22 protein-coding genes, 1 tRNA gene and 1 riboswitch are annotated in these 22358 nt (G+C 60.0%); of the genes, 21 read left to right on the top strand and 2 right to left on the bottom strand.

Annotated elements, in window-relative coordinates; translation table 11 throughout:
- The first annotated feature begins 21 nt into the window (after positions 1-21).
- The 3 genes from IAI51_RS20770 to IAI51_RS20760 are packed head-to-tail and all read left to right on the top strand — an operon-like array spanning position 22 to position 3020.
- The gene (locus tag IAI51_RS20770) at positions 22-480 is read left to right on the top strand and encodes a tripartite tricarboxylate transporter TctB family protein (RefSeq protein WP_187680153.1); all 459 of its coding nucleotides are present in this window, start codon (positions 22-24) and stop codon (positions 478-480) included.
- A gap of 1 nt (position 481) precedes the next feature.
- Positions 482-1996 carry a tripartite tricarboxylate transporter permease gene (locus IAI51_RS20765; protein WP_187680152.1) on the top strand — a complete coding sequence of 505 codons (1515 nt, stop codon included), beginning with the start codon at positions 482-484 and terminating at the stop codon, positions 1994-1996.
- On the top strand, positions 1989-3020 hold the full coding sequence (locus tag IAI51_RS20760) for an AbrB family transcriptional regulator (protein WP_187680151.1): 1032 nt from the start codon (positions 1989-1991) through the stop codon (positions 3018-3020). Before IAI51_RS20765 ends, IAI51_RS20760 begins: the two co-directional genes overlap by 8 nt.
- Positions 3021-3085: 65 nt before the next feature.
- Here IAI51_RS20760 and ung read toward each other — a convergent pair whose 3' ends face one another.
- Positions 3086-3778, bottom strand: coding sequence for a uracil-DNA glycosylase (gene ung, locus IAI51_RS20755; protein ID WP_187680150.1), 693 nt, complete (start codon positions 3776-3778; stop codon positions 3086-3088).
- Positions 3779-3910: 132 nt separating this feature from the next.
- Here ung and IAI51_RS20750 point away from each other — a divergent pair, with 132 nt between their 5' ends.
- Complete coding sequence (locus tag IAI51_RS20750; protein WP_187680149.1) at positions 3911-5023, top strand: enoyl-CoA hydratase/isomerase family protein; 1113 nt, start codon at positions 3911-3913, stop codon at positions 5021-5023.
- A 68-nt stretch (positions 5024-5091) separates the two neighbouring features.
- Here IAI51_RS20750 and IAI51_RS20745 read toward each other — a convergent pair whose 3' ends face one another.
- Positions 5092-5475: a hypothetical protein gene (locus tag IAI51_RS20745; protein ID WP_187680148.1), complete on the bottom strand. Its 384-nt coding sequence runs from the start codon at positions 5473-5475 to the stop codon at positions 5092-5094.
- A gap of 420 nt (positions 5476-5895) precedes the next feature.
- Positions 5896-5996, top strand: a riboswitch (guanidine-I (ykkC/yxkD leader).
- A gap of 63 nt (positions 5997-6059) precedes the next feature.
- Here IAI51_RS20745 and IAI51_RS20740 point away from each other — a divergent pair.
- The 17 genes from IAI51_RS20740 (at position 6060) to IAI51_RS20660 (ending at position 22310) form a co-directional block, all read left to right on the top strand.
- Positions 6060-7127, top strand: a complete 1068-nt coding sequence (locus IAI51_RS20740) for a putative urea ABC transporter substrate-binding protein (protein ID WP_187680147.1) — start codon at positions 6060-6062, stop codon at positions 7125-7127.
- A gap of 18 nt (positions 7128-7145) precedes the next feature.
- Entirely contained in the window at positions 7146-7961 is an 816-nt protein-coding gene (locus tag IAI51_RS20735; RefSeq protein ID WP_187680146.1) for an ABC transporter permease, read from the top strand.
- Positions 7958-8746 carry an ABC transporter ATP-binding protein gene (locus IAI51_RS20730; protein WP_187680145.1) on the top strand — a complete coding sequence of 263 codons (789 nt, stop codon included), beginning with the start codon at positions 7958-7960 and terminating at the stop codon, positions 8744-8746. The genes IAI51_RS20735 and IAI51_RS20730 overlap by 4 nt, the downstream gene beginning before the upstream one ends.
- 13 nt (positions 8747-8759) lie before the next feature.
- A complete protein-coding gene (locus IAI51_RS20725) occupies positions 8760-9485 on the top strand; it encodes an urea amidolyase associated protein UAAP1 (RefSeq protein ID WP_187680144.1) in 726 nt (241 codons plus the stop codon).
- Positions 9486-9496: 11 nt separating this feature from the next.
- On the top strand, positions 9497-10147 hold the full coding sequence (locus IAI51_RS20720) for an urea amidolyase associated protein UAAP2 (RefSeq protein ID WP_187680143.1): 651 nt from the start codon (positions 9497-9499) through the stop codon (positions 10145-10147).
- Between the two features lie 279 nt (positions 10148-10426).
- Complete coding sequence (gene uca, locus IAI51_RS20715) at positions 10427-14059, top strand: urea carboxylase (RefSeq protein ID WP_187680142.1); 3633 nt, start codon at positions 10427-10429, stop codon at positions 14057-14059.
- 24 nt (positions 14060-14083) lie between these two features.
- Positions 14084-15856: an allophanate hydrolase gene (gene atzF, locus IAI51_RS20710; RefSeq protein ID WP_187680141.1), complete on the top strand. Its 1773-nt coding sequence runs from the start codon at positions 14084-14086 to the stop codon at positions 15854-15856.
- A 151-nt stretch (positions 15857-16007) separates the two neighbouring features.
- Positions 16008-16238: a cysteine-rich CWC family protein gene (locus IAI51_RS20705; protein WP_187680140.1), complete on the top strand. Its 231-nt coding sequence runs from the start codon at positions 16008-16010 to the stop codon at positions 16236-16238.
- A gap of 33 nt (positions 16239-16271) precedes the next feature.
- Positions 16272-16964, top strand: coding sequence for a pseudouridine synthase (locus IAI51_RS20700; protein ID WP_187680139.1), 693 nt, complete (start codon positions 16272-16274; stop codon positions 16962-16964).
- A 315-nt stretch (positions 16965-17279) separates the two neighbouring features.
- Positions 17280-18164, top strand: coding sequence for an alpha/beta fold hydrolase (locus IAI51_RS20695; RefSeq protein ID WP_187680138.1), 885 nt, complete (start codon positions 17280-17282; stop codon positions 18162-18164).
- A gap of 159 nt (positions 18165-18323) precedes the next feature.
- Positions 18324-18397, top strand: a tRNA-Gly gene (locus IAI51_RS20690).
- Positions 18398-18767: 370 nt separating this feature from the next.
- Positions 18768-19493, top strand: a complete 726-nt coding sequence (locus tag IAI51_RS20685; protein ID WP_187680185.1) for a zeta toxin family protein — start codon at positions 18768-18770, stop codon at positions 19491-19493.
- On the top strand, positions 19490-19648 hold the full coding sequence (locus tag IAI51_RS20680; RefSeq protein ID WP_187680137.1) for a hypothetical protein: 159 nt from the start codon (positions 19490-19492) through the stop codon (positions 19646-19648). Before IAI51_RS20685 ends, IAI51_RS20680 begins: the two co-directional genes overlap by 4 nt.
- Positions 19649-19933: 285 nt before the next feature.
- Positions 19934-20113 carry a type II toxin-antitoxin system HicA family toxin gene (locus IAI51_RS20675; protein ID WP_187680136.1) on the top strand — a complete coding sequence of 60 codons (180 nt, stop codon included), beginning with the start codon at positions 19934-19936 and terminating at the stop codon, positions 20111-20113.
- A gap of 36 nt (positions 20114-20149) precedes the next feature.
- Positions 20150-20557, top strand: coding sequence for a type II toxin-antitoxin system HicB family antitoxin (locus IAI51_RS20670; protein ID WP_137218087.1), 408 nt, complete (start codon positions 20150-20152; stop codon positions 20555-20557).
- 183 nt (positions 20558-20740) lie between these two features.
- Positions 20741-21058, top strand: a complete 318-nt coding sequence (locus IAI51_RS20665; protein ID WP_187680135.1) for a helix-turn-helix transcriptional regulator — start codon at positions 20741-20743, stop codon at positions 21056-21058.
- A complete protein-coding gene (locus tag IAI51_RS20660) occupies positions 21051-22310 on the top strand; it encodes a type II toxin-antitoxin system HipA family toxin (RefSeq protein WP_187680134.1) in 1260 nt (419 codons plus the stop codon). The genes IAI51_RS20665 and IAI51_RS20660 overlap by 8 nt, the downstream gene beginning before the upstream one ends.
- Positions 22311-22358: the final 48 nt, after the last annotated feature.

Genomic DNA, 22358 nt, shown 5'->3' with positions numbered 1-22358 from the left:
GTCGTGGCCCAGGAGTTTCCCATGCTCGTTCAACGCATTTTTGCGTCGGTACTGCTGCTGGCCTGCGTCAGTCTGATAGCGATGGCCTGGCCTTACCAGGCACCTTTTTCCTACGAACCAATCGGCCCTCGCGCCTTCCCGCTCCTGATGCTCGGACTGATGGGCCTGGGTCTGGTGTACATGATCTACCGCCCTTCCCCGATCAAACACAGTGAAGATGACCCGCCACTGGATCGCGACACCCTGAAGAAAATCGCGCTGTGCGTGTTGCTGCTCTTGATGTTTGCCGGCCTGTTCGAACCGCTCGGTTTCATTCTCAGCAGCATGCTCGTCGGCATTCCGATGGCCCGTCTGTATGGCGGCCGCTGGTTGCCCGGCGCAATCATCATCAGTTTGTTGAGCATCGGCCTGTATCTGCTGTTCGACAAAGTCATGGACGTGCCACTGCCCTTGGGCCTGCTCGACGTTCTGGAGAACTGATATGGATACCCTTGGATATTTGAGCCACGGTTTCGGGGTGGCACTCACCCCTTACAACCTCATCACCGCATTGAGCGGCACGCTGATCGGCACCATCGTCGGCCTGCTACCGGGCCTTGGCCCCATCAACGGCGTGGCACTGTTGATCCCGATTGCATTCGCCCTTGGTCTGCCGCCGGAGTCGGCACTCATCCTGCTGGCGGCGGTGTATCTGGGCTGCGAATACGGCGGCCGGATCAGCTCGATCCTGCTGAACATTCCCGGCGAAGCCTCCACCGTCATGACCACCCTCGACGGTTACCCGATGGCCCGTCAGGGTCTGGCCGGTGTGGCGCTGTCACTGTCGGCATGGAGTTCGTTCATCGGCGCATTCATCGCCACCTGCGGCATGGTGGTGTTCGCGCCGATCCTGGCGAAGTGGGCGATTGCTTTCGGGCCTGCGGAATACTTCGTGCTGATGGTGTTTGCGATTGTCTGTCTCGGTGGCATGGCCGGTGACCGACCGCTGAAAACCTTTATAGCGGCGCTGATCGGCCTGTTCCTTTCCACGGTCGGCATTGACGCCAACAGTGGGGTTTACCGATTCACCGGAGACAACATCCACCTGACCGACGGCATTCAATTCGTTGTGCTGGTGCTGGGTCTGTTTTCCATCAGCGAAATCCTCCTGCTGCTGGAAAAAACCCACCGCGGGCAAGAGGCGTTCAAGGCCACCGGACGCATGATGTTCAACTTCAAGGAAGCGGCGTCGGTGTTCGCGGTGAACCTGCGCTGCGGCGTTCTGGGTTTCATCATGGGCGTGTTGCCGGGTGCCGGCGCGACGCTGGCCAGTGCCGTGGCGTACATGACCGAGAAGCGCATTGCCGGGCCGAACGGCAAATTCGGTCAGGGCGACAAGCGTGGTCTGGCCGCACCGGAAACCGCCATCGGTGCCGAGGCCTGCGGCGCACTGGTGCCAATGCTGACCCTCGGCGTACCCGGTTCGGGCACCACGGCGGTGATGATCGGCGCCTTGTCGCTGTACAACATCACCCCGGGTCCGCTGCTGTTTCAGCAGCAACCGGACATCGTCTGGGGCCTGATCGCCTCCCTGTTCATCGCCAACATCATGCTGGTGATCCTCAACATTCCGATGATCCGTATCTTCACCCGAATCCTCGCCGTGCCGAACTGGGCGCTCGTCCCGATGATCGCAATCATCACCGCCATCGGCGTGTACGCGGTGCATGCAACCACCTTCGACCTGTTCCTGATGATCGGCATCGGCATCTTCGGCTACATCCTGCGCAAGCTGGATTTCCCGTTGTCGCCGGTACTGCTCGGTTTCATCCTCGGCGGTTTGATGGAGCAAAACCTGCGGCGTGCGCTGTCGATCTCTAACGGTTCGCTGGAGATTCTGTGGTCGAGCGGGATCACGCTTGGCGTGTGGGGCCTGATCGTGCTGATGTTGCTGGTGCCGATCCTGCGCATCTGGCGCAAACGCTCGGTCGCGCGGCGCGCCGTTGCCGATGTCTGATCGGTCCTTCAAAACCTGGTGGGGAACCCCGCTGGTCGGTCTGCTTGGCGGCTTTGTCGCCAGTCAGATCGGCTGGCCGTTGCCGTGGATGGTCGGCTCGTTGCTGGCGATCATCCTCGTGCGCTGCCTGACCCCGTGGCAATTAACCGAAATCCCTGGTGGCCGCAAATGCGGCCAGTGGATTGTCGGGATCGGCATCGGTCTGCACTTCACCCCGGTGGTGATGGAGCAGGTGCTGAGTCACTTCGGTCTGATCTTCTTCGGCGCGCTGGTCACCAGCCTGTCGGCGGTGGTCGGCGTGTGGTTGATGCGCCGCACCGGTGAAGATCGCGCCACGGCGTTTTTCTCCAGCATGCCCGGTGGCTCCGGGGAGATGGTCAACCTCGGCGCGCGCAATGGCGCGCTGCTCAGCCATGTAGCGGCTGGGCAAAGTTTGCGGGTGTTGGTGGTGGTGCTGTGTGTGCCGGCGGCGTTCAAGTATCTGCTCGGCGACGGCACACCGATTTCTCATGCCGGTAGCGTCGATTGGCGTTGGCTGGCGATTTTGTTTCCGGCGGGCGCCCTGGCCGCCTGGACCTGGGAGCGACTGCGCCAGCCCAATCCGTGGCTGTTCGGGCCGTTGCTGGTGAGTGCGGCGGTGAGCATCAGTTGGGATCTGCACATCGGTTTGCCCAATGGCGGCAGTCAGATTGGCCAGTGGCTGATCGGCAGCGGTCTGGGCTGTCACTTCAATCGACAGTTTTTCCGGCGTGCGCCGTCGTTCATGGGCCGCACACTGATCGGCACGGTATTGACCATGTTGATCGCGACACTGGCGGCATTGGGGTTGAGCACGTTGACCCATCTGGATCTGCGTTCACTGACGTTAGGCATGATGCCCGGCGGGATTGCCGAGATGAGCCTGACGGCGGAAACCCTGCAACTGTCGGTGCCGCTGGTGACGGCGATGCAGGTGATGCGGCTTCTTTTTGTGCTGTTTCTGGCGGAGCCGTTGTTCAAGTATTGGAATCGCAATCCCGAGTAACAACTGACAGACCGAGTTGCCTTCTCCACGAGCAAGCTCGCGAAGGGGCCAACCCGGTCAACCCGTCAAACCGGCGGTAGACGCCACTCGATCGGCGACTCGCCATTCTGCTCAAGAAACTTGTTGGTCCGGCTGAAATGCCCGCATCCCAAGAACCCGCGATAAGCCGACAACGGCGACGGATGCACCGAGGTCAGCACCAAGTGTTTGGTCGCATCGATCAGCTTCTGCTTACTCTGCGCATGAGCGCCCCACAGCATGAACACCAGATGCGGCTGCTGTTCGCTGACCAGTTCAATGATCCGGTCAGTGAAGAACTGCCAGCCCTTGTCCTTGTGTGCGTTGGCGTTGGCGCGCTCGACGGTCATTGTGGTGTTGAGCATCAACACGCCCTGATCGGCCCAGCTCTGCAAATAACCGTGGCTGGGAATATCGATGTTCAGGTCGCGTTTCAACTCTTTATAGATGTTGACCAGCGACGGCGGCGCCGGCACGCCCGGTTGCACCGAGAAGCACAAGCCATGGGCCTGGCCCGGGCCGTGATACGGGTCCTGGCCGAGGATCACCACTTTGACTTTATCCAGCGGCGTCGAATTCAGCGCATTGAAAATCAGCGGCCCCGGCGGATAGATTTCCTTGCCGGCCGCCCGCTCCTGCTGCAGAAAATTGCGCAACTCTGTCATGTAAGGCTGGTCGAATTCAGCACGCAGTGCCTCCTTCCAGCTCGGTTCGAGTTTGATACGGTCGTCAGCAGTCATGGTCATACCCGGCAAAAACAATGGGGCGAACCCTAGGAAAGCCGACCACGCTTGTCAATTGATCTGACGCAGATCCGGCACTTTCCCACACAACGATCATACTGATCGTTCAAATTCCCGATCGAGGTCACGATGAATCTGCACTTCGAAGAACTCACCGGCACCGACGGCGCCCGCCTCGGTATCGCCAGCCTGGACGCTGAAAAATCGCTCAACGCGTTGTCCTTGCCGATGATCAATGCGCTGAGCGACAAACTGAATGCCTGGGCAAAAGACCCACAAATCGTCTGCGTCTTACTGCGCGGCAACGGCGCCAAGGCATTTTGCGCTGGCGGCGAAGTGCGCAGCCTGGTGGAAGCCTGTCGCGCCCATCCCGGCGAAGTACCGCCACTGGCCGCGCAGTTTTTCGCCGCGGAATATCGCCTGGACTACAGCCTGCACACCTACCCGAAACCGTTGATCTGCTGGGGCCACGGTTATGTGCTGGGCGGCGGCATGGGTCTGTTGCAAGGCGCGAGCACACGCATCGTCACGCCGAGCAGCCGTTTGGCCATGCCGGAAATCACCATTGGCCTGTATCCGGATGTGGGCGCCAGTTGGTTTCTGTCACGACTGCCCGGCAAGCTCGGTTTGTTTCTGGGCCTGACCGGCGCGCACATGAACGGGCGTGATGCGATCGATCTGGGACTGGCCGACCGCTTCCTGCTCGACGAACAACAACCGGATCTGATCGAAGGCCTGCTGCAACTGAACTGGCAGGAACAAACCGCGATGCAACTCAACAGCCTGCTCAAGGCGTTGCAGCAAGAAGCGGTCGCGCAGTTGCCCGAGGCGCAGTGGTTGCCGCGTCGTCAGCAAATCGACGAACTGCTCGACGTCAGCGATGTGGCGTGCGCCTGGAAAGCCATCAGTCTGCAACGCGACAGCAGCGACCCGTTGCTCGCCCGCGCCGCCAAGACCCTGAGCGAAGGCTCACCGGTGACCGCTCATCTGGTTTGGGAACAGATCATCCGCGCGCGCTATATGTCACTGGCTGAAGTCTTTCAGATGGAATACACCCTGAGCCTCAATTGCTGCCGGCATCCGGAGTTCAGCGAAGGAGTGCGCGCGCGATTGATCGACAAGGACCAGAAGCCGCACTGGCATTGGCCAGACGTCAACAGCGTGCCGGATGCCGTGGTGGAGGCGCATTTTCATAAGGTTTGGGAGGGGCGGCATCCGTTGGCGGATCTGACGCAGTACTAACCTTCTCGTGTAAAAAAACAGGCACAAAAAAAGCGGCGCTCAATGCGCCGCTTTTTGTTTGCGGTCAGTTACCAGCGGTTGCCACGTCCGTTGTGGTCGCCGCGTCCGCTGTGGCGGTCGTAGTTGCCGCGACCGCGGTGATCGTTGTCCCAACCGCCGCGACGGTGGCCATCCCAGCGTCCGCGGTCATTGCCGTGCCAGCGACGGCTCTCGTAGTAACGCGGTGCCGGCTGATAGTGGCGTGGCGCTGCCTGGTAATAGCGCGGCTGCTGATAGTAACGCGGTGCGGGTTGGTAGTAGCGCGGCTGCGTGTAGTACGTGCCGCCGCTGTAGTACGCCGGCGCGGGTGATGAGTAGACCTCTGACCTGTAATAGCTGTCTCCGTATGAATAAGGGACACATCCGCCAATGGAAAAAAACATCACGGCAAGCAGTAGGATTCGGCGATACATGGCGGCCTCCTGGACCGCGGGTAGCCACACCAGCGACGCTGGCAGGCGTCAGTCGTTTATTCGGTGACTGACGAATTATCTGACAGCGTTTTCGGAATCTGGTGCGTTCCTGCAACAAGTTGAAACAAGTGATTTATGAAACCTTGTTCATCCGCCAACGCGGTCATTCACCCGCTGATTAATGGGGCCCGCCGGGATATACGCGGCCGTGATAACCCTACTCACCGGGACAACAATGGCCCCGTGGCCCACACGCTGCATCACGGTGCAGCCGCGCACCAACACAAAGCGCCGCCTCGCTCGCAAACACAACCGGATTGAACCGGCAGGCCCGTGCCAGAGGGCTCGACGCGACTTGGCACGCCTCTCGCTTTAGCAAACCCGTGCAGGAGTCATCACAGGTTCGCGGCACCACAATTTGCAATGGCTGACTAGGGTTCCGGCTCGCAATCGCGAGTGGCTGGTCCGAGAGTTGGCGACCTCCAGTTGAGGTTACACGGCGGGACAAAAGCCCGGGAGACAAGCCACCGTTCGCGGTGCCGCGTTGCCTTCCTGTCCGCCCTTGATCAACTGGAGAACCCACCATGTCCCGACTACGTTTGCCCGCCCTGCTCGCCGCCGCTTTCGCCGCACTGGTCAGCACCCAATCCCCCGCCGCGCAGAAAGACCACTTCAGTGTCTGCTGGACGATTTACGCCGGCTGGATGCCATGGGAATACGCCGGCAGCCAAGGCATCGTCGACAAATGGGCGAAGAAGTACGGCATCAAGATCGACGTCGTGCAACTCAATGACTACGTCGAATCGATCAACCAGTACACCGCCGGCCAGTTCGACGGCTGCACCATGACCAACATGGATGCGCTGACCATCCCTGCCGCCGGCGGCGTCGACAGCACGGCGCTGATCGTCAGCGACTTCTCCAACGGCAACGACGGCGTCGTCCTCAAGGGTGAAGGCAAGAAAGTCGCCGATCTCAAGGGCATGGACGTCAATCTGGTCGAGCTCTCTGTCTCTCACTACCTGCTGGCCCGCGCGCTGGATTCGGTCGACCTGACCGAGAAAGATCTGAAAGTGGTCAACACTTCCGACGCCGATATCTCCGCCGCCTTCAACACCGACCAGGTCAACGCCGTGACCACCTGGAACCCGATGCTTTCGGACATCAAGGCCAAGCCCGGCGTGACCGAAGTGTTCAACTCCAGCCAGATCCCCGGCGAGATCATGGACATGATGGTGGTCAACAGCGCCACCCTCAAAGACAACCCGGCGCTGGGCAAAGCGCTGACCGGCGCCTGGTTCGAAGTGGTCGAACTGATGAATGCAAAAAACGCCGCGAGCAAAGCCGCGCTGGAACACATGGCCAAAGCCTCGGGCACTGATCTGGCCGGATTCCAGGCGCAACTGGACACCACCAAACTGTTCGCCACGCCGAAGGAAGCCCTGACCTTTGCCACCAGCAAACAACTGCCGGAAACCATGCGCAAAGTCGCCGAGTTCTCGTTCCAGCACGGCTTGCTCGGTGAAGGCGCCAAAGACACCAGTGCGGTCGGCATGGCTTTCGCCAACGGCGTGACCAGCGGCGACTCCAGCAACCTCAAGCTGCGTTTCGATCCGACCTACGTGCAGATGGCCGCCGACGCCAAGCTGTAAGCCACGGAGGATTTGGCCATGCGCCTGATCAATCGCCACCCGGATCGCCCGAGTCGCCTGCTGTTGGTGATCCTGCCGTTCGCTCTGCTGCTGTTCGCCTACTTCATGGGCTCAGCCGAACGCCTGGCGGACAACCCCAACGACAAACTGTTGCCCAGCGCCGTGCAGATGACCGACGCGGTAAAACGCCTGGCCTTCAATGCCGACAGTCGCACTGGCGAATACCTGCTGTGGCAAGACACCGCGGCGAGTCTGGGGCGTCTGGCCATCGGCCTTGGCATCGCCGCGCTGGCCGGGTTGTGCCTGGGCATCGCCGCCGGCACCCTGCCGCTGTTTGGCGCGCCGTTGTCGCCGCTGCTGACGGTGCTGTCGATGGTGCCGCCGCTGGCGATTCTGCCGATTCTGTTCATCGTCTTCGGCCTCGGTGAATTGTCGAAAGTGATGCTGATCGTGATCGGCATCACCCCGGCCCTCGCTCGGGATCTGGAACAGCGTGCGCGGGACATTCCCGTCGAACTGCTGATCAAGGCGCAGACCCTCGGTGCCTCGACCTGGACGCTGATGTTGCGCGTGGTGTTGCCACAACTGTTGCCGCGCCTGCTGATTTCGCTGCGCCTGATGCTCGGCTCGGCGTGGTTGTTCCTGATTGCCGCCGAAGCCATCGCCGCCACCGACGGCCTCGGCTACCGGATCTTTCTGGTACGGCGCTATCTGGCGATGGACGTGATCCTGCCCTACGTGGCGTGGATCACCCTCCTCGCCTGGCTGATGGACTGGGGTTTGAAATCCCTGACCCGCCGGGCATTCCCCTGGTATGAGGGGGCCGCCAAATGAGCTTCATCACGGTAAAAAACGTCTGGCAGCAATACGCCGATCAAGTGGTGCTCGAAGGCTTGAATCTGCAGGTCAACGAGGGCGAGTTCTGCACGCTGGTCGGCGCGTCCGGTTGCGGCAAATCGACCTTTCTGCGCCTGTTGCTCGGCCAGGAAACCGCCAGCCGTGGCGACATCCTGCTCGATGGTCAGCCACTGGCCTGCGAGCCGGACGCCAGCCGTGGCGTGGTGTTCCAGCGCTACTCGGTGTTCCCGCACTTGAGCGTTCTGGACAACGTCGCGATCGGCCTCGAATTGCCACGCGCACCGTTGCTCGGGCGGTTGTTCGGCACGGCCAAAAAAGACGCCCGTGAGCAGGCTTCGGCACTGCTGCACAAAGTCGGCCTCGGCCATGCGCTGGACAAGTACCCGGTGCAGCTCTCCGGCGGCATGCAACAGCGACTGGCGATTGCCCAGGCGCTGATCATGAAGCCGCGCGTGTTGCTGCTCGACGAGCCGTTCGGCGCACTTGATCCCGGCATCCGCAAAGACATGCATGCCCTGCTGCTGGAGCTGTGGCGCGAGACGCAGCTGACGGTGTTCATGGTCACTCATGACCTGTCCGAAGGCTTTAGCCTCGGCACGCGATTGCTGGTGTTCGACAAGGTTCGTCTCGACCCGCACGCCCCCGGCGCCTATGGCGCGCGCATCACCTACGACATCCCTTTGAACACCGACCGCCGCGCCCAGCGCGCCGCCGTCGAAGCCTTGCCGGTGAACCTGGCGGGCTCACTTCGAACCGCTTGAGAGGATTGCTCCAATGACTGATTCAACCCAATTGTTTCCACCCTTCGCCGAAGAAATGCTGCCCGGCGGCGGCCACCGTTCCTTCGTTCTCAAGCGCGGCCAATTGCTGCGCCTGACCGATCTGCGCGGCGGTGCCAACGTCAGCCTGACCCTGCTCAACGCCAATGAAAAAACCGAACGGCTGAACCTGCCTGACAGCCTCAAATGCCAACACACCGCCAAGCTCACCACCGGCCATTGCCTGTACTCGGACATGGGCCGCGTGCTGGCCGCCATCACTGCCGACACCTGCGGCTGGAGCGACAGCCTCGGCGGCGTGCTCTGCGCCGAGGAAGTCGTGCAGAAGTACGGCCAGGGCCGCTATCAGGAATTGCGCAACGGCTTCTTCCGCAACGGCACCGACAACCTGCTGGTGGAGCTGGGCAAGTGGGGCCTGGGCCTGTCCGACCTGCTGATGACCCTCAATCTGTTCAGTCGGGTCAACGTCGATGAGGCCGGGCGTTTTCATTTCGTTGAGGGCAATTCGAAGGCTGGCGACTACATCGAGTTGTACGCGCCGATGGACACCCTCGTCGTCCTCACCGCCCTGCAACACCCGATGGACCCGTCCACCGAATACGCCCCCAAACCCCTGAAGCTGAGCTGGATGAACGCCGACGCCAGCGTCGCTGAACACTGCCGCACCTCGCGCCCGGAAAACGAGCGCGGCTTCATCAACACCGACCGTCTGTTCGCCTGAGGATCGCTGCCATGTCACTCGCCATCGCTAACGCTGCTACCACCGACAGACTGCCCGAGCATGCGGTCTACCGCGCGACCATCCCCGCCGGCGAACCCTGGCTGATGGAGGTCAAGGCCGGCCAGACCCTGCGCATTCTCGATCTGGAAGGCAATCAAGCCGTCGATACCCTGTTCTACAGCGTTGCCAACCCCAAGGAACGCTACGACGTGCAGCGCACGTTGCGCCGACAGAACAGCGTCTACCTGAGCACCGGCAGCGTGCTCTATTCCAACCTCGGCAAACCGATGCTGACCATCGTCTCCGACACCTGCGGCCGCCACGACACCCTCGGCGGCGCCTGCGCGCAAGAGAGCAACACCGTGCGTTACGCCCTGGAAAAACGCTACATGCACAGCTGCCGCGACAACTACCTGCGCGCCTGCGTCCACGACGGGCGACTGGGCAAAAGCGACATCGGCCCGAACATCAATTTCTTCATGAACGTGCCGGTCACGGCTGACGGTGGGCTGACCTTCGAAGACGGGATTTCCGCACCGGGCAAGTACGTCGACCTGCGTGCCGAGATGGACGTGATCGTGTTGATCTCCAACTGCCCGCAACTGAACAACCCGTGCAACGCCTACAACCCGACCCCTGCGGAGCTGCTGGTATGGAACTGAAATTCAGCCGTTTGCGCCGCTGGTTGTTTGCCTTGTGCCAGGCCCGGTCCGGGCAGTGCCTGAAATCACGGGAACACCACTAACCCAACTGTAGGAGTGAGCCTGCTCGCGATAGCGGTAGGTCAGACGCATTGGTTTTGACTGATCCAACGCTATCGCGAGCAGGCTCACTCCTACAGGGGCCAGTGGTGTTCTGAACTGTGTTTTTTTCATCCGGGACGGCCCGGATGCCTTTCGAAAAACTGCGGGACGGCCCGCATCCCCTTCAGGGGTTATGCCATGTTCGAAAAAATCCTCATCGCCAACCGTGGCGCCATTGCCTGTCGGATTCTGCGCACGCTGCGCGAGTTGCAGGTCAAAGGCGTGGCCGTGTACTCCGAAGCCGACGCCGCCAGCCTGCACCTGATGCAGGCCGATGAAGCCCATAGCCTCGGCGAGGGTGCCGCCGCCGGTACCTATCTGGCGGTCGATAAAATCCTCGCCATCGCCAAAGCCAGTGGCGCTACGGCGATTCACCCCGGCTACGGCTTCCTCTCGGAAAACGCTGCATTCGCCGAAGCCTGCGAAGCTCAGGGCATCGCCTTCATCGGCCCGACACCCGAGCAACTGCGGGTGTTCGGTCTCAAACACACCGCCCGCGCGCTGGCCAAACAACACGGCGTGCCGATGCTTGAAGGCACCGAACTGCTCGACAGCCTCGACGCCGCACTGATCGCCGGCGAACAGGTCGGTTACCCGGTGATGCTCAAGAGCACCGCCGGCGGGGGCGGCATCGGCATGCGCGTGTGCCGCAGCGCCAGCGAACTGAGCGAATCGTTCGAAGCGGTGAAACGCCTCGGCCAGAACAACTTCAGTGACGCCGGAGTGTTCATCGAGAAGTACATTCAGCGCGCCCGGCACCTGGAAGTGCAGGTGTTCGGCGACGGCCAGGGTGAAGTCATCGCCCTCGGCGTGCGCGACTGCTCGGTCCAGCGGCGCAACCAGAAAGTCCTCGAAGAAACCCCGGCGCCGAACCTGCCGGACGGCATGGCCGACGCGTTGTGCGTGGCGGCGATCAAACTGGCCAAAGCGGTGAATTACCGCAGCGCCGGCACCGTTGAGTTCGTCTTCGACAGCGATGCGCAGCGCTTCTACTTTCTCGAAGTGAATACCCGTTTGCAGGTCGAACACGGCGTCACCGAACAGGTGTGGGGCGTGGATCTGGTGCGCTGGATGGTTGAACTGGCGGCGGGTGATTTGCCTGCGCTGAGCGCGTTGTATCAGGGGCTGAAACCTGAAGGGCATGCGATCCAGGCGCGCCTGTATGCGGAAGATCCGGGGCGTGATTTTCAGCCGAGCCCGGGCCTGCTGACCGCCGTGGAATTTCCACCGGCCAACGGCATTCAGTTGCGCATCGACACCTGGGTCGAGGCGGGCTGCGAGATCCCGCCGTACTTCGATCCGATGATCGCCAAAGTCATCACATGGGCCCCCAACCGTGAGCAGGCCCGTGCCGAATTGCATCAGGCACTCGGTGACAGCGTGTTGTACGGCGTCGAAACCAACCGCGATTATCTGCGCCAGATTCTGCTCGACACACCGTTCGCCAGCGGTCAGCCGTGGACCCGTTGCCTGGAGGCGCTGGTGTACCGCGCCAACACGTTCGAAGTGCTCAGCGCCGGCACGCAAACCAGTGTGCAGGACTATCCCGGTCGTCTCGGTTACTGGGCCGTCGGCGTACCACCCTCGGGGCCGATGGACAGCCGCGCGCTGCGTCTGGGCAATCGCCTGCTCGGTAATGCCGACGGTGCAGCGGCGCTGGAAATAACCATGAGTGGCCCGTTGCTGCGCTTCAACTGCGCGGCGGTGGTGGCGGTGACGGGCGCGCCAATTGCCCTGACCCTCGACGGTGAAGCCGTTTCGATGAACACCGCGCTGCTGATCCCGGCCGGCGCGACCTTGAACCTTGGCAGCATCAGCGGCGCCGGAGCGCGCAGTTATCTGTGCCTGCGTGGCGGCTTGCAGGTGCCGGATTACCTGGGCAGCAAAAGCACCTTCACCCTCGGCCAGTTTGGCGGGCATGGCGGTCGCGCGTTGCGCGCTGGTGACGTGTTGCATGTGCCTGCGTTGATCGATCACAGCGCCGGGCAGCAACTGGCCGAACAACATGTGACTGCGTTGCCAGCAGTGCGGCAGATTCGTGTGATCTACGGCCCGCACGCGGCGCCTGAATACTTCACCGAAAACTACATCGGCACCTTCTTCGCCACTCAGTGGGAGGTGCATTTCAACTCCAGCCGCACCGGCGTGCGCCTGATCGGGCCCAAACCCGAGTGGGTTCGTGCCGACGGCGGCGAGGCCGGCCTGCACCCTTCGAATATCCACGACAATCCCTACGCCATCGGCGCGGTGGATTTCACCGGCGACATGCCCGTGATCCTCGGCCCGGATGGCCCCAGCCTGGGTGGTTTCGTCTGCCCGGTGACGGTGATCGAAGCGGATCTGTGGCAGCTCGGCCAGCTCAAGGCCGGGGACAAGATCCAGTTCATCCCGGTCGACCTCACAACCGCCCGCGATCTCGCCAGCTATTGGGATCAATGTAGGAGTGAGCCTGCTCGCGATGAGGCCAGATCAGACACCGCATCAACTTCATCGCGAGCAGGCTCACTCCTACAGGGGCTTTTGTCGCCTGTGGTTCTGGAGTTGGGTCAGGGCGATCAGCGGCTAGTTGCGAGATTGTCAGGCGATACCCACCTGCTGCTGGAAATCGGCGCACCCGAGCTCGATCTGGTTCTGCGCTTCCGCGCCCACGCCCTTATGCAGGCTCTGGAAAGCAAAGCCCTGCACGGCGTGATCGACCTCACGCCGGGCATCCGCTCGCTGCAAGTGCACTACCACCCTGAACAACTGCCGTTGGCGGATCTGCTCGGCATCGTCGCCGGAGAATGGGACGCGGTGTGCGCCGCCAAAGACTTGCAGGTGCCGTCACGGATCGTCCATTTGCCGCTGTCCTGGGATGATCCGGCCTGCCAGTTGGCCATCGAAAAATACATGACCACCGTGCGCAAGGACGCGCCTTGGTGCCCGAGCAATCTGGAGTTCATCCGCCGTATCAACGACCTGCCCAACCTCGACGAAGTCCAGCGCACGGTGTTCGACGCCAGCTATCTGGTGATGGGCCTTGGCGACGTTTATCTCGGCGCGCCAGTGGCCACGCCGCTTGATCCGCGGCACCGATTGGTCACCACCAAATACAACCCGGCGCGCACCTGGACCGCCGAGAACTCGGTGGGCATCGGCGGCGCTTATATGTGCGTGTACGGCATGGAAGGCCCCGGCGGCTACCAGTTCGTCGGGCGCACGTTGCAGATGTGGAATCGCTACCGCGACGTCGCGGCATTCGACGGCAAACCATGGCTGCTGCGCTTTTTCGATCAGATCCGTTTTTACCCGGTCAGCGCCGAAGAACTGCTGCGCATCCGCCGGGATTTCCCCCTCGGCCGCTTCGATCTGAACATCGAACACAGCCAGCTCAACCTCGCCGATTACCAGGCCTTTCTCAATCGTGAAGCCGAAGGCATCAGCGCGTTTCGTAGCCAACAACAGAGCGCATTCAACGCCGAGCGCGAACGCTGGATCGCCAGCGGCCAGGCACATTTCGACAGTGAAGAAGCCGTGCCCGAATCAACCGAAGACGCACCTTTGGCCGACGGTCAGCAGAGCGTCGACAGCCACATCGCCGGCAACCTCTGGCAGGTGCAGGTCGAGGCCGGCAGCCGTGTCGCGGCCGGCGATGTGCTGGTGATTCTGGAGTCGATGAAGATGGAAATTCCGCTGCTCGCACCGATGGCCGGCGTGGTGCGCGAGATTCGCGTGCAGCCGGGTTCGGCGGTACGCGCCGGACAACGGGTCGTGGTGCTGGAACTCGACTGAACCCATTTGGAAAAGGATCAACTGATGAATCTGCAACTCGATGCGCTGCGCCAGGCCTACCGCAACGGCGACACCACACCGCGCCAACTGCTGGCGATGCTGCGCGACAAAGCCGCCGCGCTGAATCCTGACTATCACCTGTTCATCCACCTGCTCAGCGTAGAAGAACTGGAACCCTACCTCGCTGCCCTCGACGGTCGCGAACCGGACAGCCTGCCGCTGTACGGCGTGCCGTTCGCGATCAAGGACAACATCGATCTGGCCGGCATTACCACCACCGCCGCATGCCCGGCGTTCGCCTATGTAGCGGAGCGCTCGGCGACCATCGTCGAGCAGTTGTTGGTGCTGGGGGCGATTCCGCTGGGCAAGACCAACCTCGACCAGTTCGCCACCGGCCTCAACGGCAGCCGCTCACCGTATGGCGCGTGCCCCAACAGCGTGTTGTCGGAGTATCCGTCCGGCGGCTCCAGCGCCGGTTCGTCACTGGCAGTGGCGTTGGGCGTCGCGAGTTTTGCCTTGGGCACCGACACCGCCGGTTCCGGCCGGGTGCCGGCGGCGCTGAATAATCTGGTCGGATTGAAGGCCAGCAAAGGCCTGATTTCCACGGCGGGAGTGCTGCCGGCGTGCCGCACGCTGGATTGCGTCACTACGTTTACCGCGACTGCGCGCGAGGCCAGTCAGTTGCTGGCGTTGACGGCGACACTCGATCCGCGCGACGAATACAGCCGCCGCAATCCGGCATGGAACGACGGCTCGGCGTTCGGCGCGCCAAGGCCGTTTCGCTTTGGCGTACCGCGCGCGCAGGACCTTGAATTTTTCGGCTGCGTCGAAGGCCCGCTGCTGTTCGGCGATGCCATCGAACGGCTGAAAGCGTTGGGGGGTGAAGCGGTCGAACTGGACTTGTCACCCTTCCTCGAAGCCGCGCGTTTGCTGTATGACGGGCCGTGGGTCGCCGAGCGTTACAGCGTGGCTGGGGAACTGATGGAGGAAAATCCCGAAGCGGTGTTGCCGGTGATCCGTGCGGTACTGGCCAAGGCCCCGGCGGTGAGCGGCGTGCAGACGTTCCGTGCGCAGTATCGACTGCAAGCCCTCAAAGCCCTGTGCGATGAGGCACTCGAAGGCCTCGATTGCGTGCTGACCCCGACCATCGGCCGCCCCGTGACACGGGCCGAACTGAACGCCGAACCGGTGCTGCGCAATTCCGAACTGGGTTACTACACCAACTTCATGAACCTGCTCGATTACGCCGCCGTCGCCGTGCCGAGCGCGTTCATGGCCAACGGCTTGCCGTGGGGCGTGACGTTGTTTGGCCGAGCCTTCACCGATCAGTATCTGTTGAGCGTGGCGGATGCATTGCAGCGCCAGCAAGACGCCAGCCTGCCAACGCCTGCAACCGTGGCGCGCCACGACCGGGCACGACTGGTGGTGTGCGGCGCGCATCTGCAAGGGCTGGCATTGAACTGGCAACTGACACAGCGCGGCGGACAACTGATCGAAGCAACCCACAGCTCACCGGATTACCAGTTGCATGCCCTGGCGGGCGGTCCGCCGTTGCGTCCGGGCATGGTTCGCGTCAAGGACGGCGGCGTGGCGATTGCCGTGGAAGTCTGGGAGTTGCCGAGCAGCGAGTTGGGATCGTTCCTCACCGGTATTCCGGCCCCGCTCGGGCTGGGCAAGGTGCAACTGGCGGATGGCCGTTGGGAGAGCGGGTTTATCTGCGAGCCCTATGGTTTGGAAGGCGCCGTGGATATCAGTCATCTGGGCGGGTGGCGGGCGTATCTGAAAACCCTGAACTGATCCTGTAGGAGTGAGCCTGCAAGGATGCCATTTAGCCGGTGATCCGGCGATGACACCTTGCACAGTCCACTGTCACGGGCCGATCATGCGGTGTACCGGGCCAAGCAATCCGGCCGTAACCGCACCTGCGTGGAAATGCCTCACTCGACTTATGCCTGAATCCGACGTTAAACCCGACCTCTGCCCGGCCTGCGGCGCCCGCAACGACTGCACACTGGCCGACCCGCGCACTGCCGACCGCGCCTGCTGGTGCTACGGCGTGAGCATCGACCCGGCGGTGCTCGAGGCCTTGCCGCCAGCACTGCGCGACAAATCCTGCCTGTGCCCGCGTTGCGCGCAGGTTGAGGCGCAACTGCAAGCGGCCAAACCGGCGATCCCGTAAGATGCGCGCCCCTTCATTCCTCGAATTCTGAACATGCGCGTCGACCGTTTCCTCAGCAACCTGCCCCGCTATAACCGTCAGCAGGTTCGCCTGTTGCTGGTGGAAAAGCGCGTGCGGATTGACGGAAAAATCGTCAGCGACCCGCACAGCGAAGTGCTGGAATTCAGCCGCGTCGAAGTCGATGACGACGTGCTGCAACTCGGCAAACCGGCGCGCTACTTCATGCTGCACAAACCGCCCGGCTGCGTCAGCGCCACTCGCGACCCGCAACACCCAACCGTACTCGACCTGATCAATGAACCGGACAGGGACGACCTGCACATCGCCGGACGCCTGGATTTCAACACCACCGGATTGATGTTGATCACCAACGACGGCACCTGGTCGCGGCGTCTGACCCAGCCGCAAACCAAACTGCCGAAGGTCTATTACGTCGAAACCGAGCAGGACATCAGCGCGGAATATGCGCTTAAGTTTGCCGAAGGGATCTACTTCGCTTTCGAGGATCTGACCACGCAACCTGCGCAACTGGAGCTGCTCGGCCCGAGGTCGGCGCGACTTAGCATCGTTGAGGGTCGTTACCACCAGGTGAAGCGCATGTTTGGTCACTTCAACAACAAAGTCCTGCGCCTGCACCGCGAATCCATGGGCCCGTTGCTGCTTGATAACGCGCTAAAACCGGGCGAGTACCGTGCTTTGCGCACCGAAGAGATTCATTTGTTCTAAGCAGGCGACCGCTCAGCAGAAGTTGTCGAACAATCTACCGACGGCACTTGCGCGATCCCCCCACCCCTGCTTGAATCAGGACGTCGGCCAGATTGTGACCGATGAGTCACAACATACATCCAAGAAACTTTTTGCCGGTAGAGAACCCTCAGGTTCCGCCTTCCCCCGGCAAACTGCCCGCCAATAACAATACCCGTCGACCGTTGTCATGGATCGACATGGGCCAGCAAATTCCAGGCGTATGCCTACCTGTCACAAAGCTCGTGCAATCTCTATTTGCGCGCATACCCGCTTGCTTGCCAGGAGTCTTATGACATGAGGCCAGAAATCGCTGTGCTGGATATACAGGGTCAGTATCGGGTTTACACGGAGTTCTATCGCGCAGACGCCGCAGAAAAGACCATCATCCTGGTCAACGGCTCGATGGCCACGACTGCGTCGTTTGCACAGACTGTGAAAAACCTGCACCCGCAATTCAACGTGGTCTGCTACGACCAACCCTACGCGGGCCGGTCAAAAGCCCACAACCGCCACGAGAAACATCTGACGAAGGACGTCGAAGGCCAGATTCTGCTGGAGCTGATCGACCACTTCGCCGCCGAGCACGTCCTGTCGTTCTCATGGGGCGGCGCCGCGACGCTGGTTGCCCTCTCGCACCAGCCACGGCGCATCGAAAAAGCCGTGATCAGCTCGTTCTCACCGGTGATCAACGCGCACATGCTCGATTACCTGGAGCGCGGCGTCGATTACCTCGGCCAACGCGACGGCGACCGGGTCGGCGAACTGGTCAACAGCACCATCGGCAAACACCTGCCGTCGCTGTTCAAACGCTTCAACTACCGCCACGTCAGCAGCCTGGCCGAGCACGAATACGGGCAGATGCACTTCCACATCAGCGACGTACTGCACAGCGATCGTCAGTGCTACCTGAACGCGGCGCAAAAGATCAACGTGCCAGTGCTGTTTCTCAACGGCGAATGGGACGAATACACCGCCGCCGACGATGCGCGCCTGTTCGGCAACCACGTGGCGCAAAGCACCTTCACCACCCTGCAAGCCACCGGGCACTTTCTCGACATGGAGCACAAGGCTGCGTGCCGCGATAGCCAGAACGCCCTGCTCGGCTTTCTGAAACCGGCGCCGCAGGCTAGCCGAACGCGTTACTCGTTTGTTCAGGATCACCATGCACTGGCCATTTGAAAAAGCGTCGTCGCGAGCAAGTCTGCCGGTATGAGATGTGTGCATCTGTGCACGCGTCGGGCTTGCCCGCGATTGACCGTTTTCAACGTTGCAACGCCAGGCGAGCAAAAGAAAACTTCAAATCCGTGGCCGAGTCTGGTACAAAGTCAGCCGCTCTGAGCGGGTGTCGTATAATGGCATTACTCCAGCTTCCCAAGCTGATAACGAGGGTTCGATTCCCTTCACCCGCTCCAATCGAATTTTTGTCTCACGTTGTTTTTTGACGGGGGATGCAGGAACAGAAAAAACCGGCCTTGATGGCCGGTTTTTTTGTGGCTGGGATTTGGGGTTGGTCATTTGGGCAGCGCAGAACTATCCAGAAACACACCGTTGATTGTCGATATGCCAGTCCTCTTTAAGCTTCGGTCGCTCTAGCGACAAGAAACGTAGCCTGCCCAATGGAATAATCCACATGCACGGGCTACCCATCGCTATGCTCAAAGTCGCTATAAAACCTCGTGCGGTTGGAAGACGCCGCAGTACGGTAAATGCAGAGTAAAAGCGACAGATCGCCGCTCACTCGAAAAGGACTCCAATTAAGTGCCAGAAGACAAAAGGCTTGGAATGACGAGAGAAGAGCAAGCCATCTGGGATGATGCGATAAAGTTTGCTCGATCAAACAAGAAGGCTATCGGTAAGCGGCTCACCGATCAGACCACCTATCCTCCCGAAAAAGAGCCTGTTTCGGTATTCATGGCAGGTTCGCCAGGAGCAGGTAAAACAGAGGCATCATTAGCCCTGCTGAATCTTTTCTCCGATACCCCCATCCTGCGAATTGATCCAGACGAACTCAGGAACGAATTTGAAGCCTATCAAGGTGGCAATGCCTGGCTTTTCCAAGGTGCAGTTTCAATTCTCGTTGGAAAGCTGATTGACCTTGCCTTGGAGCGAAAGCAGTCTTTCCTGTTGGACGGGACGCTTTCAAATATAGAGATAGCGAGGAAAAATGTGCAGCGCTGCCTCGACAAGGGGAGGTTTGTGCAAATTCTCTACGTCTATCAAGACCCTAGCCTTGCATGGTCCTTTGTCAGAGCCCGTGAGGAAGCCGAAGGACGCAGGATTCGACCGGAGCATTTCGTCGACCAATACTTTTCAGCGCGTGACGTGGTAAACACCCTTAAGCTAGAGTTTGGCAAGGACATTCATGTCGATCTGCTCGTGAAGCATATTGATAATTCTGGACGCCTCTACAAGGCCGGCGTCGACAAGATCGACTACCATATCCCCGAGAGGCATACGAGATACGACCTGATGGCCATGCTTGGGATCAATGACGGAGCAACCCCATGAAATTCGGATCCACAAAGGAGTCCACGAGTCCATTCGCAGACTTCATTCGGAATGCGAAATCGGAAGAAAAAAAGCGTGTTTACAGTGAAGTGCTGATCGAAGCTACCAAGAAGCAGAATGAAGTAATGCTGGCAGCGCGTGAAAAGCAGGCCTGATTACGTTACTGGATGCCCAAAAAGCCCGGCCGAGTGCCGGGCTTTTTCATTTTGTCGTTCATCTTATTTTCACTCTTTGTGACCACTACAAAAATTCGCGTCATTCCCGCCTGCCGAAACAACGAAAAAGCCTGCAACACACCCATCATTCCTTCGCTGTTTCCCTATCTAGACTGCTTCAAACCACTGAGCCGAGTAATGGACGATGACCACTCGGTGGTTATAGTGTTGATCATAGAAAATCGGTAGGTATAGTACCCACCAAGCACGCCACATGGAGGTGTTGTGAACAGCCGTTTTTTAATCGGCCAGCTCGTCGCAGACGGTTGGTATTTAGTGAGAGTCAGAGGCAGTCACCATCACTTCAAGCATCCCAGCAAGCCCGGGCTGGTCACGGTGCCGCATCCGAAGAAGGATCTGCTGAAGAAAACGGCCATCAGTATTTTGCAACAGGCGCTGCTTTGACTTGCTCAGTCAGTAGCACCATGGAGGTCAACGAATATGCTCTACCCGATTGCGATTTCAATAGGTGATGAGGAACACGCCTGGGGCGTGGAAGTGCCGGACATTCCCGGATGTTTTTCAGCGGGCGATGATCTGGATGATGCCGTTGCCATGGCTCGGGAGGCCATTGAGGGGCATTTCGAGATTTTGGCTGAGGACGGTGCGCCGATCCCGGCGGCCAGCAAACTTGGCGTGAACGTGGCCAATCCGAAGTACGCTGGATGTGCATGGGCAGTGGTGGATATTGATGTCGTGAAGTACTTGGGCAAAGCCCAGAAGCTCAACATCACCCTGCCGGGGCATTTGCTTAATCGCATTGATGAATACGTGTTGCACCACCCGGAAGAGAAGAGTCGTTCGGGATTTCTGGCTTCGGCGGCTTTGAAAGTTTTGCAGCAAGGTTGAATTTTGTCGCTTAAATCTGCGCTGACCCTACCCTATCCAAGCATGCCTAATTCCATTTTTACGTGAGTTAAATAAGATTTTGTCGTTTAAGCCACAGTATATTGTGCACTGACAACCAAGCCTGAATGTCAGTCAACTCAGAACTCCTGGTGTCATAGCACTTACGCCTACGGTAAATACGACATGATGGATTTAAGCCTCAGCACCGCAAGCGAGATCGTCAAACGGATTTGCCAACGCTTGCGCACAGAACGATTGGCTCTGGAGATGACACAGGCGGACGTAGCCGCACGAGCCGGTATCGGGACGAACACGGTGTCAAACCTCGAAGCCGGGCGTAATGTGGGTTTCGACAATCTGGTGCGAGTCGCCATGGTTCTTGGACGCGGCAAGGAACTCGAAGATCTGTTTTTGCCTAAACTTGAAACCCTGGACGACCTCATTCGCTACGAAAACACTGCCAAGCGTCATCGCATCAAAAGGAAAGCCGACAATGCTTGAGCAAGTTGACGTCTACTACGAGGGCTGGGGTGAACGTTGGCGGTGGGGCACGCTTGCTTCCACGAAAGCTCTGACCGGTCGCCCGCTGATTGTGTTTGAGTTCAGCAACGAGGCGAAAAAAAAAGGGCTGGAGCTGTCCTCCCTGAGGCTTCCTTTACAGGGGGCCAAATTGAACAGGGATTTCCCGTCACATCAGATGGGACTGCCCGGACCCGTTTATGACTCCCTGCCCGACGGCTGGGGCCTGTTGCTGATGGACCGATTGTTCAAACGTCGCGGCCTCAACCCCGCACGCGTTGGTCCTTTGGAGCGCTTGGCCTACATTGGCAACAATGCCATGGGCGCCATGTCGTTCGAACCTGTTGCACCCGAGGCACTGGAACCGCAAATGCATGTTCCCATCGAACTGCTCGCGGCCGAAGTGCAGGAAGTGCTCAAAGGTGAAGGTGGAGAGCTTCTTCAGAAGCTGCTACTGGTGGGAGGCTCTCCCCAAGGGGCACGACCAAAAGCGCTGGTCTATCGCGATCCAGAAAACGATACCTTTACCACGGCAGCCACTCCTGATTTCGAAGCCTGGCTGGTGAAGTTTCCAGCGCAGCAAGAACATCCCGAGGTATGTGCCATCGAAATGGTCTATGCCGAATGCTTACGCTTGTGCGGTATCCAGACTCCTGACACTCGTTATTTCAGCCTGTCTGAGGGAATGGCCGCTTTCGCCACTAAACGCTTTGATCGAAAAAACAATCTGCGGGTGCCGATGCAAAGTCTCGCAGCCTTTACCGGTGCAGATTTCAGATCCCCAGGCTCTTTGGATTACGTCAACTTCTTGCGGGCGACTCAAAAGTGCACCAACCACGTCCGAGAGAAAGCGAGCGCGTTTGAGCGAATCGTCTTCAATGTCGCGTTCAACAACCGAGACGACCATCCGAAGAACTTTGCTTACATCATGTCGCCTGGCGGAGATTGGAAATTAGCGCCCGCCTACGACGTGACCTTCTGCGAGGGGCCCGGTGGTTATCATCAGATGGACGTGATGGGCGAAGCTTTGGAAATTGGACGAGAAAACCTGCTCAACCTTGCAGTGGAAGCTGAGGTGGCAGCGGCAACTGCCGCAGACATCATTGACCGATTCTGCGAGGTGGCAAGCCGATTTTCAGCCATCGCCGAAAGCTCGTATCCGGGGGTGATCACCCGAGAAACCCTTCGCACCATTCAACATCGAATCGATCAAAACATCGCGCTACTTGTTTGAAGTTGCTGCCAGTCAGCAGCCTCGAGAAACCGGCTCTAATTGGCCGGT

The sequence above is a fragment of the Pseudomonas sp. N40(2020) genome (assembly GCF_014472415.1).
Lineage (GTDB): Bacteria > Pseudomonadota > Gammaproteobacteria > Pseudomonadales > Pseudomonadaceae > Aquipseudomonas.
This window is presented reverse-complemented; position numbering and strand designations above follow the sequence as displayed.

What these genes read in the sequence shown, in the direction of transcription:
- IAI51_RS20770 (WP_187680153.1), top strand. Translation starts at nt 22, where the DNA reads ATGCTCGTTCAACGCATTTTTGCGTCGGTACTGCTGCTGGCCTGCGTC.
- IAI51_RS20765 (WP_187680152.1), top strand. Translation starts at nt 482, where the DNA reads ATGGATACCCTTGGATATTTGAGCCACGGTTTCGGGGTGGCACTCACC.
- IAI51_RS20760 (WP_187680151.1), top strand. Translation starts at nt 1,989, where the DNA reads ATGTCTGATCGGTCCTTCAAAACCTGGTGGGGAACCCCGCTGGTCGGT.
- ung (WP_187680150.1), bottom strand. Translation starts at nt 3,778, where the DNA reads ATGACTGCTGACGACCGTATCAAACTCGAACCGAGCTGGAAGGAGGCA.
- IAI51_RS20750 (WP_187680149.1), top strand. Translation starts at nt 3,911, where the DNA reads ATGAATCTGCACTTCGAAGAACTCACCGGCACCGACGGCGCCCGCCTC.
- IAI51_RS20745 (WP_187680148.1), bottom strand. Translation starts at nt 5,475, where the DNA reads ATGTATCGCCGAATCCTACTGCTTGCCGTGATGTTTTTTTCCATTGGC.
- IAI51_RS20740 (WP_187680147.1), top strand. Translation starts at nt 6,060, where the DNA reads ATGTCCCGACTACGTTTGCCCGCCCTGCTCGCCGCCGCTTTCGCCGCA.
- IAI51_RS20735 (WP_187680146.1), top strand. Translation starts at nt 7,146, where the DNA reads ATGCGCCTGATCAATCGCCACCCGGATCGCCCGAGTCGCCTGCTGTTG.
- IAI51_RS20730 (WP_187680145.1), top strand. Translation starts at nt 7,958, where the DNA reads ATGAGCTTCATCACGGTAAAAAACGTCTGGCAGCAATACGCCGATCAA.
- IAI51_RS20725 (WP_187680144.1), top strand. Translation starts at nt 8,760, where the DNA reads ATGACTGATTCAACCCAATTGTTTCCACCCTTCGCCGAAGAAATGCTG.
- IAI51_RS20720 (WP_187680143.1), top strand. Translation starts at nt 9,497, where the DNA reads ATGTCACTCGCCATCGCTAACGCTGCTACCACCGACAGACTGCCCGAG.
- uca (WP_187680142.1), top strand. Translation starts at nt 10,427, where the DNA reads ATGTTCGAAAAAATCCTCATCGCCAACCGTGGCGCCATTGCCTGTCGG.
- atzF (WP_187680141.1), top strand. Translation starts at nt 14,084, where the DNA reads ATGAATCTGCAACTCGATGCGCTGCGCCAGGCCTACCGCAACGGCGAC.
- IAI51_RS20705 (WP_187680140.1), top strand. Translation starts at nt 16,008, where the DNA reads ATGCCTGAATCCGACGTTAAACCCGACCTCTGCCCGGCCTGCGGCGCC.
- IAI51_RS20700 (WP_187680139.1), top strand. Translation starts at nt 16,272, where the DNA reads ATGCGCGTCGACCGTTTCCTCAGCAACCTGCCCCGCTATAACCGTCAG.
- IAI51_RS20695 (WP_187680138.1), top strand. Translation starts at nt 17,280, where the DNA reads ATGAGGCCAGAAATCGCTGTGCTGGATATACAGGGTCAGTATCGGGTT.
- IAI51_RS20685 (WP_187680185.1), top strand. Translation starts at nt 18,768, where the DNA reads ATGACGAGAGAAGAGCAAGCCATCTGGGATGATGCGATAAAGTTTGCT.
- IAI51_RS20680 (WP_187680137.1), top strand. Translation starts at nt 19,490, where the DNA reads ATGAAATTCGGATCCACAAAGGAGTCCACGAGTCCATTCGCAGACTTC.
- IAI51_RS20670 (WP_137218087.1), top strand. Translation starts at nt 20,150, where the DNA reads ATGCTCTACCCGATTGCGATTTCAATAGGTGATGAGGAACACGCCTGG.
- IAI51_RS20665 (WP_187680135.1), top strand. Translation starts at nt 20,741, where the DNA reads ATGATGGATTTAAGCCTCAGCACCGCAAGCGAGATCGTCAAACGGATT.
- IAI51_RS20660 (WP_187680134.1), top strand. Translation starts at nt 21,051, where the DNA reads ATGCTTGAGCAAGTTGACGTCTACTACGAGGGCTGGGGTGAACGTTGG.